Annotated in this window: 13 protein-coding genes; 11 read left to right on the top strand and 2 right to left on the bottom strand. The window is 73.9% G+C overall.

Annotated features, from left to right (window positions below; genetic code table 11):
- The first annotated feature begins 268 nt into the window (after positions 1–268).
- From ABT048_RS16345 to ABT048_RS16385, 9 genes are all read left to right on the top strand, one after another.
- Positions 269–490 (top strand): hypothetical protein, encoded by a 222-nt coding sequence (locus ABT048_RS16345; protein WP_350522051.1) that lies wholly within the window; start codon positions 269–271, stop codon positions 488–490.
- A gap of 532 nt (positions 491–1022) precedes the next feature.
- Positions 1023–2018, top strand: a complete 996-nt coding sequence (locus ABT048_RS16350; protein WP_350522052.1) for a TauD/TfdA dioxygenase family protein — start codon at positions 1023–1025, stop codon at positions 2016–2018.
- A 157-nt stretch (positions 2019–2175) separates the two neighbouring features.
- Positions 2176–3774, top strand: a complete 1599-nt coding sequence (locus ABT048_RS16355) for an ABC transporter substrate-binding protein (protein ID WP_350522053.1) — start codon at positions 2176–2178, stop codon at positions 3772–3774.
- Between the two features lie 24 nt (positions 3775–3798).
- The gene (locus tag ABT048_RS16360; protein WP_350522054.1) at positions 3799–4743 is read left to right on the top strand and encodes an ABC transporter permease; all 945 of its coding nucleotides are present in this window, start codon (positions 3799–3801) and stop codon (positions 4741–4743) included.
- Between the two features lie 4 nt (positions 4744–4747).
- Positions 4748–5608 (top strand): ABC transporter permease, encoded by an 861-nt coding sequence (locus tag ABT048_RS16365; RefSeq protein ID WP_350522055.1) that lies wholly within the window; start codon positions 4748–4750, stop codon positions 5606–5608.
- Positions 5605–7203, top strand: a complete 1599-nt coding sequence (locus tag ABT048_RS16370) for an ABC transporter ATP-binding protein (RefSeq protein WP_350522056.1) — start codon at positions 5605–5607, stop codon at positions 7201–7203. The genes ABT048_RS16365 and ABT048_RS16370 overlap by 4 nt, the downstream gene beginning before the upstream one ends.
- Complete coding sequence (locus ABT048_RS16375) at positions 7200–9542, top strand: arylsulfatase (protein WP_350522057.1); 2343 nt, start codon at positions 7200–7202, stop codon at positions 9540–9542. The genes ABT048_RS16370 and ABT048_RS16375 overlap by 4 nt, the downstream gene beginning before the upstream one ends.
- A gap of 116 nt (positions 9543–9658) precedes the next feature.
- Positions 9659–10318, top strand: a complete 660-nt coding sequence (locus ABT048_RS16380) for a 4'-phosphopantetheinyl transferase family protein (protein WP_350522058.1) — start codon at positions 9659–9661, stop codon at positions 10316–10318.
- A gap of 110 nt (positions 10319–10428) precedes the next feature.
- Positions 10429–10812, top strand: coding sequence for a barstar family protein (locus tag ABT048_RS16385; RefSeq protein ID WP_350522059.1), 384 nt, complete (start codon positions 10429–10431; stop codon positions 10810–10812).
- A gap of 104 nt (positions 10813–10916) precedes the next feature.
- Here ABT048_RS16385 and ABT048_RS16390 read toward each other — a convergent pair whose 3' ends face one another.
- On the bottom strand, positions 10917–11756 hold the full coding sequence (locus ABT048_RS16390; protein WP_350522060.1) for a polysaccharide deacetylase family protein: 840 nt from the start codon (positions 11754–11756) through the stop codon (positions 10917–10919).
- 355 nt (positions 11757–12111) lie between these two features.
- Here ABT048_RS16390 and ABT048_RS16395 point away from each other — a divergent pair, with 355 nt between their 5' ends.
- Positions 12112–13689, top strand: a complete 1578-nt coding sequence (locus tag ABT048_RS16395) for a CehA/McbA family metallohydrolase (protein WP_350522061.1) — start codon at positions 12112–12114, stop codon at positions 13687–13689.
- A 243-nt stretch (positions 13690–13932) separates the two neighbouring features.
- Positions 13933–14427 carry a hypothetical protein gene (locus ABT048_RS16400; protein ID WP_350522062.1) on the top strand — a complete coding sequence of 165 codons (495 nt, stop codon included), beginning with the start codon at positions 13933–13935 and terminating at the stop codon, positions 14425–14427.
- Between the two features lie 25 nt (positions 14428–14452).
- On the opposite strand, the gene ABT048_RS16405 is transcribed toward ABT048_RS16400, so the two are convergent.
- The gene (locus ABT048_RS16405; RefSeq protein ID WP_350522092.1) at positions 14453–14911 is read right to left on the bottom strand and encodes a DinB family protein; all 459 of its coding nucleotides are present in this window, start codon (positions 14909–14911) and stop codon (positions 14453–14455) included.
- Positions 14912–14971 lie beyond the last annotated feature (60 nt).

Here is a 14971-nt window from a genome sequence, read left to right on the forward strand (position 1 = left end):
GTCCGGCGCCCGTCCTTGTGAAGGGAACGTATGCGCTCTTCCTCGGCATGGTCCAGACCTCCTTGATGTTGGCATGAACACAAGGCAAGGATCTTTACGAATGCCGCCGAAGGGGCGAAGATGCGTGACCGCGCCGCCACCGGGGGTGTTGACAGGCCGTCATCCGCAGGTATGCCTCGCTGCCCGTGCGCCCGTGCGCCCCTACCCCTGTGCGCCTGTCCGTCCGGCTGCCCGCGTGCCCGCCCGTCCGCCCCGGAGGTCCCCTCACATGCGCACCGCACTCGCCGCCCTGCTCCTCGGCGCCGCCCTGGTCCCGGCCGCCGCCGCGCCGTCAGCCGCCGCCCCCGCCCCCAGCCCCACCGTCGTCGGCTCCGCGCTCCGCGTGGTGAACCAGGGCTACAGCATCCCGGTCGGCGGCGTGACCGACCTCGGTGCACTGCCCGTCCTCGGCAGCCTCGGACTGGACTTCGCCCGGCTCCTCGGCCAGTGACCGATCACATGCCGTAACCGAGCGACCGTCTCCGGCCAGGCGTCGACCCCGGCGCGGGAGCCGCCCGCGCCGGCCCTGGCCATTTCCGCTCCCGCACGTCGGCAACCGCCGCACCCGCACGGCAGGGCCGACCGACCGCGCGCCGGACCGCCGTCCCCCCGCAATCCGCCGCAACGGGACGCAACAGGCCGCAAGGTGGCGCAAGGAACCGCAAGCGGCCGAAACGAAGCAGCAACACCCTTTCCCACCAGGCAAGATGGCGATTGACAGGCAGTCCTGCGCTTCAGCACGATGAGCACCGAGCCCACACGCAGCGAGCCGGAAGGAGGGCCGATGCACACCGTCGTCCGCCCCGTTCCCCGCCGCTGCCCGCGCCGCTGTTGTCGCGGCGCGCTCGCGTCCTGACCGCCCGCCGGGCCGGACCTCCCTCTCCCGGACTCCGTGTCCGGCGCTACCCCCGCACACCCACGCCCCACTCGGGCGCGGCCGCCATCAGTCACTCTCCGTCATCACGCCCCGGAGGCGAACCGCCATGACCACCACCGCAACCACCACCCCCACCGCAACCACCGCAACCACCGAAGCCGCCCCCACCCCCCTCCGCCTCACGCCCGCCGCTGGCCGGATCGGCGCGATCGTGCACGACATACGCCTCGGCGGCGAGCTCCCCACCGAGACCGTCGCCGCCCTGGAAGCCGCGCTGTACGAGCACAAGGTGCTCTTCTTCCGAGGCCAGCAGCACCTGGACGACGCCGAGCAGGAGGCCTTCGCCCGCCTCCTCGGCCACCCGGTCGGCCACCCCACCGTGCCCAGCGCGGACGGCCGCTACATCTTCGAACTGGACGCCACGAAGGGCGTACGCGCCAACAACTGGCACACCGACGTCACCTTCGTCCCGTCGTACCCGAAGGCCTCGATCCTGCGTGCCCTGGAGGTGCCGCCGGCCGGTGGCAGCACCGTGTGGGCCAACACCGCGGCCGCCTACCGGGACCTGCCCGCGCCGCTGAAGACGCTCGCCGAGAGCCTGCGCGCCGTGCACACCAACGACTACGACTACGCCGCCCGGCTCGCGCTGCGCCCGGAGCTGGCGAACAACGCCGAGGTGGCCAAGCTGTTCCGGGAGGTCTTCGTCTCGACCGCCTTCAGGACCGAGCACCCGGTGGTCCGGGTCCACCCGGTGACCGGCGAGAAGACCCTCCTGCTCGGCGCCTTCGCCCAGCGCATCCAGGGCGTCTCGGGTGACGACGGCAAGGCGCTGATCGACCTCTTCCAGCGCTACGTCGAGCGACTGGAGAACACCGTCCGCTGGGACTGGCAGGTCGGCGACGTGGCGATCTGGGACAACCGCGCGACCCAGCACTACGCGGTCGCGGACTACGGCGACGAGCCCCGCCTGGTGCGCCGGATCACCCTGGACGGCGACCTGCCGGTGGGGGTGGACGGCACCCCGAGCCGTCTGCTGGAGCCCGCCGAGCCGCCGCGGGTGCCCGGTCTGGTGCCCGCCGAGGAGCTCGAAGCGGCCAACTGACCGCACCGGCCCCGCGAACACGACAGCCACCGCCCCGCTCCGTACCGACGACGGTCCGGAGCGGGGACCGGCGCTGCGCCACGGGCCGTTCCCCCCCTCCTCCGCCCCCTGCCCCCACCCCCAGCCCCCACCCCCTGCCGACTCCCGAAGGACCGCCATGACCGCGCTCACCCGTCCTCCCGCCCCGAGCCGCCGCGTCCTGCTGCGCGCGGGCCTCGCCGGTGCCGGCCTGCTGACGCTCGCGGCCTGCCGGTCCGCCGTCGACGAGGCCTCGAACGCCGCGAACGCGGCCGACACCGTGGACGGTTCGGGCGCTCCCCGCCGGGGCGGTGTGCTCTCCGTCGCCACCGGCATCGACGTCACGCCGAGCCTGCTCTTCGCCCAGAGCGCCAACACCCTGATCCAGCGCCTGGTCTTCAACACCCTCACCAGGTACGACGACCGGCTGCGGCCGCAGCCCGAACTCGCCACCGCCTGGCAGGTCGCCGAGGACGGCAGGAGCGTCACGCTCAAGCTCCGCGAGGACGTCACCTTCCACAGTGGCCGCCGGTTCACCGCCGACGACGTGGTCTTCGCGGTCAAGAACCTCCAGAACCCGGCCCGCTCCGCCCAGTTGCGCTCGACCGCCGCTGCCGTCACCGACTTCCGCAAGGACGGCGACTTCGAGCTGACCCTGGTGTTCGCCCACCCGGTCAGCAACCTCTTCGACCTCTTCGAGTTCATGATCATCCCCGATGCCGGCACCGTCGAGGACGCCGTCGCCGGCACCAGGCTGATCGGCACCGGCCCGTTCGTCCTCACCGACCGCAAGCCGGGCGCCTCGCTCACCCTCGCCCGCAACGACGCGTACTGGAACCGCGGCCGCCCGTACCTGGACGGCGTGGAGATCCGGATCGTCCCGCAGGCCGAGTCCCTGCTGTCCTCGCTCAGGACCGGCCAGACGCACCTGTCGTACAACGTCAGTGGCAAGGACGTCGCCACCCTCCGCACCGACCCGCAGTTCCGGATCACGCAGTACGACACCGGTGCCGGCGCCTACTACATCGGCGCCAACGTCACCGCCGAGCACGTCGGCGACAAGCGGGTGCGTCAGGCCATCGCCTGGGCGGTCGACCGCGACCGCCTCGTCCGGCAGGCCCTCGGCGGCTACGGGACGGTCTCCTCCGTGCCCTGGCCCAAGTCGTCCCCCGCCTACACCGAGGCCGGCGCCACCCACTACCGCCACGACCCGGACAGGGCCCGCGCCCTGCTCAAGGAGGCCGGCCTGGAACGGATCACGCTGCCCTTCGCCCACTCCAGCGAGCCCGGCTCGACCGCGATCGCCCAGATCCTCCAGTACGACCTGCAGCAGGTCGGCATCGACACGGTGCTCCAGCCCACCGACTCGCCCACCATGCAGAAGCAGCTCATCTCCCAGACGATGCCCGCACTCTGGACGCTCAGCCACGGCTTCGCCCAGCTCCACCCGGCCACCCTCGCGGTGAGCGCCTACCCCTTCAACGAGGCCCGCAACAGCTCGCACTTCGCCTCCGCCGCCTACACCGACGTGGTGCAGCAGGCCTGGAACCGCGCCGACAGCGACAGCCCCGAGGCCAAGGCCCTCTACCAGCAGATCACCGACGTGCTCCTGGACGAGGAGTTCGTGATCGACCTCGCCATCGCCGGACTGGTCGAGGTCGCGGGCCGCAAGGCCCGGGGCGCCACGCTCAACAAGTTCGGCTACCTCAACCTCGACGACGCCCACCTGACGGCCTGAGCAGGACGGCCCGGTACCCGACCCATGCGCACCTTCCTCCTCAAACGCCTCCCCAGCGGACTGCTGGTCCTGGCCCTCGCCTCCTTCCTCGTCTTCCTCATCCTGCGCCTCATCCCCGGCGACCCGGCAACCACCCTCGCCGGGCCCGACGCCTCGCCCGCGACCGTCGAGGCCGTCCGCTCCCGACTCGGCCTGGACCAGCCGGTCCTCGGCCAGTACGTCAGCTGGCTCGGTCACCTGCTGAGCGGCGATCCGGGGCCGAGCTACGCGATCGGCGGCCAGGTCTCCGACCTGATCGGCAACGGGCTCGGCACCACCGCCCAACTCGCCCTCGGCGCACTGCTGCTGGTGGTGCTGATCGCGCTGCCGCTGGCGCTGGCCGGGGCGACCACTCGCCGCCGCCCGGTCGCCGTCGCGGTCCGGGCGCTCACCACGGCCGCGCTCGCCGTGCCGCCCTTCGTCACCGGTGTGGTGCTGGTCCTGGTGTTCGCCGTCTCGCTCGGGCTGCTGCCGCCCGGCGGCCACGAGTCCCTGCTGGACGCACCCGACCTGGCCGTCCAGTACCTGGCGATGCCCGCGCTCTGCCTCGCCCTGCCCAGCGCCGCCGTGCTCGCCCGCCACCTCAAGGACGGCATCGAGCGCGCCCTCGCCGAGGACTACGTCCGCACCGCGACGGCGCTGGGCGTCTCCCGCCGACGGATCGTGTGGCGGCACGCGCTGCCCAACGCGCTGCCCTCCACCGTCACCGTCCTGGGCCTGCAGATCGGCCACCTCGTCGCCGGGGCCGTCCTGGTGGAACGGATCTTCGCCTGGCCGGGACTCGGCCGGCTGATCGAGCAGGGAGTCGCCCGCCGGGACTACCCGGTGGTGCAGGACCTGCTGTTGCTCGTGGTGGCGGTCTACGTCGCCGTCCAGCTGCTCACCGACCTCGCGTACGCCTGGCTCGACCCCCGGATCCGCTGGGAGTGACCCGATGACCACCACCACCGCCACCGCTTCCCCCGCGACCGCTTCCCCCGCGACGAAGCACCGTCACCTCTCCGCCCTGCTCACCGGGCGCGGCCTGACCGGCCTCGTCCTGGTGGGCGTGGTCGCCCTCGCCGGCCTGCTCGCACCGCTGCTCACCGGGTCCGACCCGAACGCCCAGAGCGCGCTCGCCCTGGCCGGCCCGAGCACCGCCCATCCCTTCGGCACCGACGACCTCGGCCGCGACCTCTGCAGCCGGGTGCTGCACGGCATCGGCACCGACCTCGCACTGATCGTCACCGCCGTCCCGGCCGGCGCGCTGCTCGGCTGCTCGGCGGCGCTGCTCGCGGCCACCTCCAGGTGGGCGGACCTCGCCGTCCAGCGCGCCTTCGACCTGCTGCTCGCCTTCCCCGGGCTGATCCTCGCCCTCGCCGTGACCGCCGTCCTCGGCCCCGGCCGCTGGCCGGTGGTGATCGTCATCGCCCTGGCCGAAGTGCCCGGCTTCGGACGGCAGTTGCGCGCCGGGATCCTGGTCCAGCGGGAACGCGAGTACGCCGTGGCGGCCCGCGTCTCAGGCGCCTCCCGCAGCCGGGTGCTGCTGCGGCACGTGCTGCCCAACGCCGTCGACCCGCTGGTCGTGCAGACCGCCGTCGCGCTCTCGCTCGGCGTGTTCATCGAGGGCGCCATGAGCTTCCTCGGCCTCGGGGTCCGCCCGCCGGAGCCCACCCTCGGCAGCATCCTCGGCCAGTCCGTCGGCTACCTCGCCACCGACCCGACCTTCGCGGCCGCCCCACTGGCCGCCACCACCGCGCTGGTGCTCGGCTTCACGCTGATCGCCGAGGCCCTGAACCGGGGGATCCGCCGATGACCACCGTGCCCGACGTGCTGCACGTCAGCGGCCTCACCGTACGGTTCGACGACACCACCGCCGTGGACGGCGTCGACTTCCGGCTCGCGGCGGGCGACACCCTCGGCATCGTCGGCGAGTCCGGCTCCGGCAAGTCCACCACCGCCCTCGCCCTGCTGCGGATGCTGCCGCCGGGCGGCCGGATCACCGCCGGTTCCGTCGAACTCGCCGGACAGGACCTCGGCGCCCTCCCCGAGGAGGCGCTGCGCACCCTGCGCGGGCGCCGGATCGCCATGGTCTTCCAGGACCCGATGTCCTCGCTCAACCCCGTCCTCACCGTCGGCAGGCAGCTGGACGAGGCGCTGCGGGCGCACGGCGAGCGTCGACCGAAGGCCGAACGCACCGCCCGGGCAGTCGAGTTGCTCGATCTGGTCGGCATCCCGGACGCCGCCGGGCGGCTGCGCGACCACCCGCACCGGTTCTCCGGCGGCCAGCGCCAGCGGATCATGATCGCCCTCGCGCTCGCCCACGACGCCGAGGTGCTGGTCGCCGACGAGCCGACGACCGCCCTCGACCCGACCGTCCAGCGGCAGATCCTCGACCTGCTCACCCGGCTCAACCAGGAGAAGGGCACCGCGCTGGTGGTGATCAGCCACGACCTCGGTGTGATCGCCCGGACCTGCCGCCGGCTCCTGGTCATGCGCCACGGCCGGGTGGTCGAGCAGGGCTCCACGGCCCGGCTCCTCAGCGAACCCCGGCACCCGTACACCCGCGAACTCCTGGCCGCCGTCCCGCGCCTGGACGAGCCCTCCCGGGCCGCCGCCAACAGCACGCCGGGTTCCCGGCCCCTGCTGACCGTCCGGGGCCTGACCAAGAGCTACGGCTCCCGGCGCCGCCCCGCCGCCGCCCTGCGGGGCGTCGACCTGGACCTCCACCCCGGCGAGACGCTCGGCCTGGTCGGCGAGTCCGGCTCCGGCAAGTCCACCCTCGCCCGGGCGCTGGTCCGGGCCCACGCGCCCTCGGCCGGCAGCATCCGCTTCCGCGGCCAGGACCCCGGCCCGCGGCCGCACCGTGAGGTCCAACTGGTCTTCCAGGACCCGTACTCCTCGCTCAACCCCCGGATGACCGCCGGGCAGATCATCGCCGAGCCGCTGATCGCCCACGGCCTCGGCGACCGCGACCGGCGCGCCGAGCGGGTCGCCGAGTTGCTGACCCAGGTCGGACTGGACCCGGCCGCGGCCGACCGCCACCCGCGCGCCTTCTCCGGCGGCCAGCGCCAACGCATCGGCATCGCCCGGGCGTTGGCTCCCGAACCGAGCGTCCTGATCTGCGACGAGCCGGTGTCCGCGCTCGACGTCTCGGTCCAGGCCCAGGTGATCGACCTGCTCGCCCGGCTCCAGCGCGAACTCGGTCTGGCCGTCCTCTTCATCGCCCACGACCTGGCCGTGGTCCGCCGGGTCAGCCACCGGATCGCCGTGATGCACCGCGGCCGGATCGTCGAGACCGGCCAGGCCGACCGCGTCGTCACCGCGCCCGAACACCCCTACACCGCCGAGCTCCTGGCCGCCGTCCCGCGGCTGGAGCCGGCCCGAGCCACCACCCGGAGCACCGCATGACCGGCACGCCGCCCGAAGCGAACCCGCACCGTCGCGACCCCTACGCCGACTTCCCCGGAACCGTCGGCCGCACCTTCCGCGAGTCCACCCCCGCCTGGCCCCGGCGGGTCCGCCCGCGCGAGGGCGCCCCCAACATCGTCGTCGTCCTGATCGACGACATGGGCTACAGCGACATCGGACCGTTCGGCGCCGAGATCCCCACCCCGAACCTGGACCGCCTCGCCGCCACCGGCGTCAAACTCGCCAACTACCACACCATGCCGCTCTGCTCCCCCGCCCGGGCGGCCCTGCTCACCGGCCTCAACCCGCACCGCGTCGGCTACTCCTTCGTCGCCAACGCCGACCCGGGGTTCCCCGGTTACGGCATGGAGGTCGCCGGGGACATCCCCACCCTGGCCGAGCTGCTGCACGACGCCGGCTACGCCACCTACGCGGTCGGCAAGTGGCACCTCACCCGCGACTCGGCCTCCAACGCGGCCGACGACCGCGCCAACTGGCCCCTGCAGAAGGGCTTCGACCAGTACTACGGCGTCCTGGAGGGCCTGACCAGCCTCTTCCACCCGCACCAACTCGTCTGCGACAACACCCCGTTGGACATCGACGAGTTCCCCGACGGCTACTACTACACCGACGACCTCACCGACCAGGCCGTCAAGATGGTCAAGTCGCTGCGCGCCCACGACGCCGACAAGCCCTTCTTCCTCTACCTCGCCCACAACGCCGTGCACGGCCCGCTCCAGGCCAAGCCCGCGGACCTCGCCCGCCACCGGGGCCGCTACGACGGCGGCTGGGACGAACTGCGCCGCAGCCGCTTCGCCCGCCAGCTCGCCGCCGGTCACTTCCCGCCCGGCACCGAACTGCCCGAGCGCAACTCCGAGGCCGGGTACGAAGTCGGCGCCTGGGACGAACTCACCGACGTCCAGCAGAAGTTGTACGCCCGCTACATGGAGGTGTACGCGGCGATGGTCGACAACGTCGACCAGAACCTCGGCCGGCTCACCGACACCCTGGCCGCCCTCGGAGAACTCGACAACACCGTCATCGTGTTCACCAGCGACAACGGCGGCACCGGCGAGGGCGGCGCCGAGGGCACCCGCAGCTACTTCAGCCGCTTCGTCCACCACCCGAACCTCCCGGACGACTGGAACCCCGACGTCCGGCGCGAGATCGACCTCATCGGCGGCCCGCAGAGCCTGGTCCACTACCCGCGCGGCTGGGGGATGGCCTCCAACACCCCCTTCCGCCTCTACAAGGGCCAGACCTACGCCGGCGGCGTCCGCGTCCCCTTCGTCCTGTCCTGGCCGGCCGGACTGCCGCGCGCCGAGGGCGACGACGGCGTCCGCGCCCAGTACCAGTACGTCACCGACATCCTCCCCACCCTCCTCGAACTCGCGGGCGTGCAGAGGCCGTCGGAACGCCGGGACCGACCCGTCCAGGAACTCGACGGCATCAGCTTCGCCACCGTCCTGCGCGACGGCGCGGCGCCCGGCACCCACCCCGAGCAGTACTGCGAGATGACCGGCAACCGCAGCTACTACCGCGACGGCTGGAAGCTGGTCACCCTGCACCGCCCCGGCGCGGAGTACGACGACGGCGAATGGGCGCTGTACGACCTCCGGACCGACCCCACCGAGATCCACGACGTCGCCGCCGACCACCCCGGCCTGGTCAAGGAGCTGTCCGCCGCCTGGGAGGCCGCCGCCTGGCGCAACGGCGTCTTCCCGCTCGCCGACGGCAGCGGCGCCCTCGCCCTGCGCGGCCCCGGGGCGGACCGCCTGCGCCGACCGGTCACCCTGCTGCCCGGCACCCCCGAGCTGGAGCGCTACCGCTCCTCCCGGCTGATCTCCTTCCGCTCCTTCACCGTCGAGGTCGCCCTCGACGGCTACCGGACGGGCGACCAGGGCGTCCTGGTGTCGCACGGCGACCAGGGCGGGGGCTACAGCCTGTACGTCGAGGACGGCCGGCTGCGCCTCGCCTACAACCAGTACGGCGACCTGCTGGAGGCCGACGGCGGACCCCTGCCGGACGGCACCCGGCTGGTCACCCTGGAGGCCACCGCGGTCGCCGACCTCAGGTGGGAGTTCCGCCTGCTCGTGGACGGCACCGAGGGCGGCCGGCTCGGCCCGGTCCACCAGCTGATCGGCATGGCGCCGTTCCAGGGCATCAGCGTCGGGATCGACCGCAAGTCGCCGGTGTCCTGGCCGGTCCACGAGCGCCACCGCTCCTTCCGCTACACCGGTGCGCTGCACGCCGTCACCTACCTGCCCGGCGAGCCGGCACCGTACGACCCGGAGACCGTCGCCCGGGCACTGCGCGAGGCGGCGGCCGCCTTCGAGTAGCGCACGCGTCCGCGCACTCCGGCCGCAGTCCCCGTTCGCCCCCGGAGATCCCCCCGGCCGGGTTACCCTCGTGCCGCGCGGCGACGACCCCGCGCGACTGACCGAGGGGGGAACGGGTGATCGGGGACCTGCTGCCGGACGTCGTGGTGACCGAGGTGGCGTACGACGACCCCCCGGAGGCCCGGCTGGAGCCGGAGGAGGCGGCGGCCGTCGCCAACGCCGTCGACAAGCGGCGCCGTGAGTTCACCACCGTCCGGCACTGCGCCCGGACCGCCCTCGCCCGGCTCGGTGTCCCCTACCGCCCGCTCGTCCCGGGCCTGCGCGGCGCGCCGAGCTGGCCGGACGGCGTGATCGGCAGCCTCACCCACTGCGACGGCTTCCGGGCGGCTGCCGTGGCCCGGGCCGGCGCCCTCGCCTCCGTCGGCATCGACGCCGAACCCGCACTGCCACTGCCGGAGGGCGTCCTGGACGTCGTCGCACTACCCGTCGAGCAGAAGCGGCTCGCCGACCTGGCCGCCACCGACCCGGGCACCCCGTGGGAACGCCTGCTGTTCAGCGCCAAGGAGTCGGTGTACAAGGCGTGGTTCCCGCTGACCGGGCTCTTCCTGGAGTTCAGCGAGGCCGAACTGGACCTCTCCCCGGACGGCACCTTCACCGCCCGCCTGTTGGTCCCGGGCCCGGTGGTCGGCGGGCGCCGGCTGCCGGGATTCGACGGCCGCTGGACCGTCCGGGACGGCCTGCTCGCCACCGCCATCGCCGTGGAGCCGGCGCAGTAGCAACATCGGCAGCGGCAGCGACCGCAGCCTCGTCCGGAGCAACGGCGGTCGTCGCGGCGGCCGCCGATCATCGCACCCGCCGTTCACCACCCGGGCCTATCCTCGACCCCGTGACGGTGACCTACGTGATCGACGGCAGCAGGATCGGCTCCCTGGAGGACTTCTGGGACGTCGTCGGGCAGGAGATCGGCATGGACGGCTACTTCGGCCGCAACCTCGACGCCTTCGCCGACTGCCTGCGCGGCGGCTACGGCACGCCCGAGGACGGCGACTGGCTCATCGAGTGGCGCGACCACGAGGCCTCCCGCCGCAGGCTCGGGTACCCGGAGACGGTCCGCCAGCTGGAGCTGCGACTGGGCCGCTGCCACCCCACCAACCGCGAGTGGGTCGGCGCCGAGCTGGCCGCCGCCCGGGCGGGCGAGGGGCCGACGGTCTTCGACTGGCTGGTGCGGATCATCGAGGAGGAGCACCCGGGCGGCCTCCGGCTGGTGTAGCGCGCCCAAGGGCCGACGCGGCCGGCCTGGCGCCGCACGCCCGAAGGCCGACGCGACCCGCCTGGCGCCGCGCTCCCGAAGGCCGGCCGGTCCGGGCCCCGGGCCTACAGCACGTCCGAGAGCCGGACGAAGCGCCGTCCCGCCGCCAGCATCCCCGGCAGCGCCGCCGCCACCCCGGGCGCGGTCCCGCCGCCCGGGTGGTTCATGTGGCCGATCACGATCGCGCCCGGCCCGGCCGACCCGACCTCCTGCCGCACCTGGGCGGCGCTGAGCGTCGCGCCGCCGTCCCCGTTCACGGTGAAGCCGGCCACCCGTTGGCCCAGGTCGGCGACCACCCGGGTGGCGACGTCGTCGTAGTGCGCGGTGCCGGAGCGGAAGAAGCGGGGCGGGTGCCCGAGCAGTCCGGTGAGTTTGCGCGCGTTGCCCGCGACCTCGTCGTAGACCTCGCCGACGTCGCCGGTGCCGGCGATCCCGTAGGCGGAGCGGCCGGTGACCGAGAGGGGGCGGTGGACGGTGCCGTGGTTGCCGATCTCGAACAGCGGGTCGGCGGCGAGCTGCTCGAACTCGTCCGGGTTGGCGTCGATCCAGCGGGCGTTCAGGAAGAGCGTGGCCGGGACGGCGTTCGCCCGCAGGAAGTCGATCAGGTCGGCGTCGTAGCCGTTGCCACCGGGGCCGCCGCAGGCGTCGAAGGTGAGGGCCGTCGCGCGCTCGCCGTCGGGCAGCTCGGTGATCACCCCGGCGACCTCCAGGCCCCAGTCCGTCGGGGCCACGGCGGCGTACCGGTCCACCGTCTCCGCCCGGGTCGGCTCCTTCACCGGAGCCGGGGTGGGCGCGGGAGTCGCCGCGGCGTCGGCCGTCGCGGTGGCCGTGGCGGTCTCGGCGGGCACGGCGGTCGCCGGATCCTGGGTCGGTGCGGCGCTCGCCGCCGAGGATATGCCGCCCACCGTGGCGTCCGCCGCCCCCGGAGCGGAGACTGACGACGGGGCCGCGCCGGCGTGCGAGGTCGGCGCCGGCCTGGCCCGGCACCCCGTCAGTACGCCTCCGGCCACTACCACGAGCAGCGTCCGCCGACTCAGCGCCACGCCAGCCTCCCTGTCCATTCCATCCGGATATCCACCGATTACATGACTATGAACCGACCATTCGTCACTCCCCGCAACTCGCCCCCGGCCCCCGCCCGCCCCCTCTTCACCGACCCGCCCCGCCCCCGTGGGCCCCGACTCACCCCGGAATCACCCCCGGTTCACTCACCCGGGTAGGCACGCGAGCGACCCGACCCGACCCGACCCGGAGACCTCGATGCCGACCGAACCCAGCACACCCCGCCCCGCCCGCCGGGACCTGCTCCGCACCGGCCTGGCCACCGGCGCCGCCACCGCCCTCGGCCTCGCCGCCACGACCGGCGAGGCCACCGCCGCCCCGGCCGCGCCCGCCGCCACACCCCCCGATCGCACCCTCACCCTCACCGGCCATCTCCCCACCGGCGCCCCCGACTTCGTCTACCTCCCGGTCGAAGTCCCCGAGGGCGTCCGGGAGATCGCCGTCTCGTACGGCTACGACAAGCCCCCGGTCCCGGCCGGCACCCCCGGCAACTCCTGCGACATCGGCATCTTCGACGAACGCGGCACCGACCTCGGCGGCCCCGGCTTCCGCGGCTGGTCCGGCGGCTTCCGCACCGAGTTCAGCCTCTCCTGCTCCGCCGCGACCCCCGGCTACCTCCCCGGCCCGATCGGCCCCGGCACCTGGCACGTCGTCCTCGGCCCGTACCAGGTCGCCCCGCAGGGCCTGGACTACCACGTCGAGGTCACCCTCAGGTTCGGCGCGCCCGGCCCGCAGTTCACCCCGCACTACCCGGCCGAGCGGGCCCGCGGCCGCGGCCGCGCCTGGTACCGGGGCGACTGCCACCTGCACACCGTCCACTCCGACGGACGGCGCCTCCCCGAGGAGGTCGCGGCCGGGGCGCGCGCGGCCGGCCTGGACTTCATCGTCTCCACCGACCACAACACCAGCTCCTCGCACGCCGTCTGGGGCCCGCTGGCCGGCCCGGACCTGCTGATCGTCCCGGGCGAGGAGATCACCACCCGCAACGGCCACTGGCTGGCCCTCGGCCTGGAGGCCGGCCAGTTCGTCGACTGGCGCTACCGCTCGCGCGACGAGGAGTTCCCGCGCTTCGTCCGCCAGGTCCACCGCTCCGGCGGCCTGGTGGTGCCCGCGCACCCGTACTGCCCGTACGTCGCCTGCCAGTGGAAGTTCGGCTACGAGCAGGCCGACGCCGTCGAGGTGTGGAACGGCCCCTGGACGTACGACGACGAGTCCGCGGTGGACACCTGGGACGGCCGGCTCGCCGTCGCCCTGCGCGAGGGCCGCTCCTGGCTGCCCGCCCTGGGCAACAGCGACGCGCACAGCGAGCCGCAGGTGATCGGCTCCCCGCACAACGTGGTGCTCGCGGAGGACCTCACCCGGGACGCGATCCTCGACGGGCTGCGCGACGGCCGCAGCTGGATCGCCGAATCGAACGCCGTCCGGCTGGAGTTCACCGTGACCGGGCACGGCCGGCGGGCGGGCATCGGCGAGGAGCTGACCGTCCCGGCCGACGCGCCCGTGGACGTCACGCTCACCGTCTCCGGGGTGCCCGGCGGAACGGTCCGGCTGATCACCGACGAGGGGCAGATGCACCAGGAGTCGCTGCCGGCCGGCGGCTCCGGCACGGTGGTGTGGCGCACCACGGCCTCGCTCGCCGCGTACGTCCGGGCCGAGGTGCGCCACCCGAAGCCGGACGGCACCCCGGGCAAGGGCAACGCGATGGGCCCGGACCTGCCGTGGGGCCCGATGGCGGCGCTCACCAACCCGATCATCCTGCGCGCAGAGGGGAACTAGAACCGACACCGGGCGGTCACCGAGCGCTCACCGGGCGGTCACCGAGCGACCGCGGCCACCCGTCCGTAGGCCGGGTGGGGGACGACTCGGGGCACCCGTTTGGACTAGGTTGATCCCCGAGACGCATCAGTCGTAGGGACGAGGCGGTCGGCTGTCCGGATATGTGCCGACCAGCCCCTTCGCACTCCGACCGCCTCGCCCCGGCTACCCGACCGTCCCCGGCCCGCGAAGGGATCAGCAGCTGTGAACCGTACGACCGTAGGTGGGCCGGAGCTCGGGGGCGGCCGGGGCGCCGGGGGCGTCCTGGTCCTCGTCGACCCGTCCGGGGCCGGGAACAGCCCGGTCGCGGAGCTGCTCGCACAGGAGCTGCACCCGAGCGTCCACCTGCGGACGGACGACTTCCTGCGGGTCATCCGCAGCGGCCGCCTCCCGCCCCACCTGCCGGAGGCCGGCCACCAGAACGCCACCGCCCTGGCCGCCGCCGCGCAGGCCGCCTTCGCGTACGCGACCCGCGGCTACCAGGTCGTCGTGGAGTCCCCGGCCGTCCCGGCCGGGCTGGACACCTTCCGCCGCGAGAGCCGCGCCACCGGCTCCGCCCTGCACTACGTCGTCCTCCACGAGGGACCGGCCGGGGACGGCGGCTCGCACACCCTCGACACCGCCGACCTCACCCACGAGACCGTCGCCAAGTCCGTCCTCACCGCCCTCACCCGCCGCACCCACCTCCTCGGCTGGTAGCGGGCCCCGCCGGAGCCGCCGAGGGCTACGCCCCCACCACGCCGTCGATCGCCTCGCGCAGGAAGTCGGCGTGCCCGTTGTGCCGGGCGTACTCGTGGATCAGGTGCAGCATCACCAGCCGCAGTGACACCTCGGTGTCCCACCGGGGCTGGAAGCCGGTGACGTCGAGGTTCTCGGCGGCGAGCTCGATCCGGCGGGAGTGCTCGACCTCGGTCCGCCAGGCGGTGAAGGCCTCGGCCCGGGTGGCGCCGGTGGCGTCGTACGCGGCCTGGTAGTCGCCCTCGGCGGACCAGACCAGCGGGACGTCCTCGCCGTCGATCACCCGGCGGAACCAGGTGCGCTCGACCTCGGCCATGTGCCGCACCAGCCCGAGCAGGGTCAGGGTGGACGGCGGGCTGGCGCGCTGCCGCAGCTGCTCGTCGCTCAGGCCCTCGCACTTCAGGGCGAGGGTCGCCCGGTGGAAGTCCAGGAAGCCGCGCAGCATCTCGCGTTCGCCGCCGGTCAGCGGCGGTGCGGGGCGTTCGTCGGGGACGTTCACGGTGTC

The sequence above is a fragment of the Kitasatospora sp. NPDC096140 genome (genome assembly GCF_040303045.1).
In the GTDB taxonomy this organism is placed as follows: domain Bacteria; phylum Actinomycetota; class Actinomycetes; order Streptomycetales; family Streptomycetaceae; genus Kitasatospora.

Coding starts and splice junctions, on each gene's coding strand:
- ABT048_RS16405 (WP_350522092.1), bottom strand. CDS start 14,911: ATGCTGCGCGGCTTCCTGGACTTCCACCGGGCGACCCTCGCCCTGAAG.
- ABT048_RS16345 (WP_350522051.1), top strand. CDS start 269: ATGCGCACCGCACTCGCCGCCCTGCTCCTCGGCGCCGCCCTGGTCCCG.
- ABT048_RS16350 (WP_350522052.1), top strand. CDS start 1,023: ATGACCACCACCGCAACCACCACCCCCACCGCAACCACCGCAACCACC.
- ABT048_RS16360 (WP_350522054.1), top strand. CDS start 3,799: ATGCGCACCTTCCTCCTCAAACGCCTCCCCAGCGGACTGCTGGTCCTG.
- ABT048_RS16375 (WP_350522057.1), top strand. CDS start 7,200: ATGACCGGCACGCCGCCCGAAGCGAACCCGCACCGTCGCGACCCCTAC.
- ABT048_RS16370 (WP_350522056.1), top strand. CDS start 5,605: ATGACCACCGTGCCCGACGTGCTGCACGTCAGCGGCCTCACCGTACGG.
- ABT048_RS16355 (WP_350522053.1), top strand. CDS start 2,176: ATGACCGCGCTCACCCGTCCTCCCGCCCCGAGCCGCCGCGTCCTGCTG.
- ABT048_RS16395 (WP_350522061.1), top strand. CDS start 12,112: ATGCCGACCGAACCCAGCACACCCCGCCCCGCCCGCCGGGACCTGCTC.
- ABT048_RS16365 (WP_350522055.1), top strand. CDS start 4,748: ATGACCACCACCACCGCCACCGCTTCCCCCGCGACCGCTTCCCCCGCG.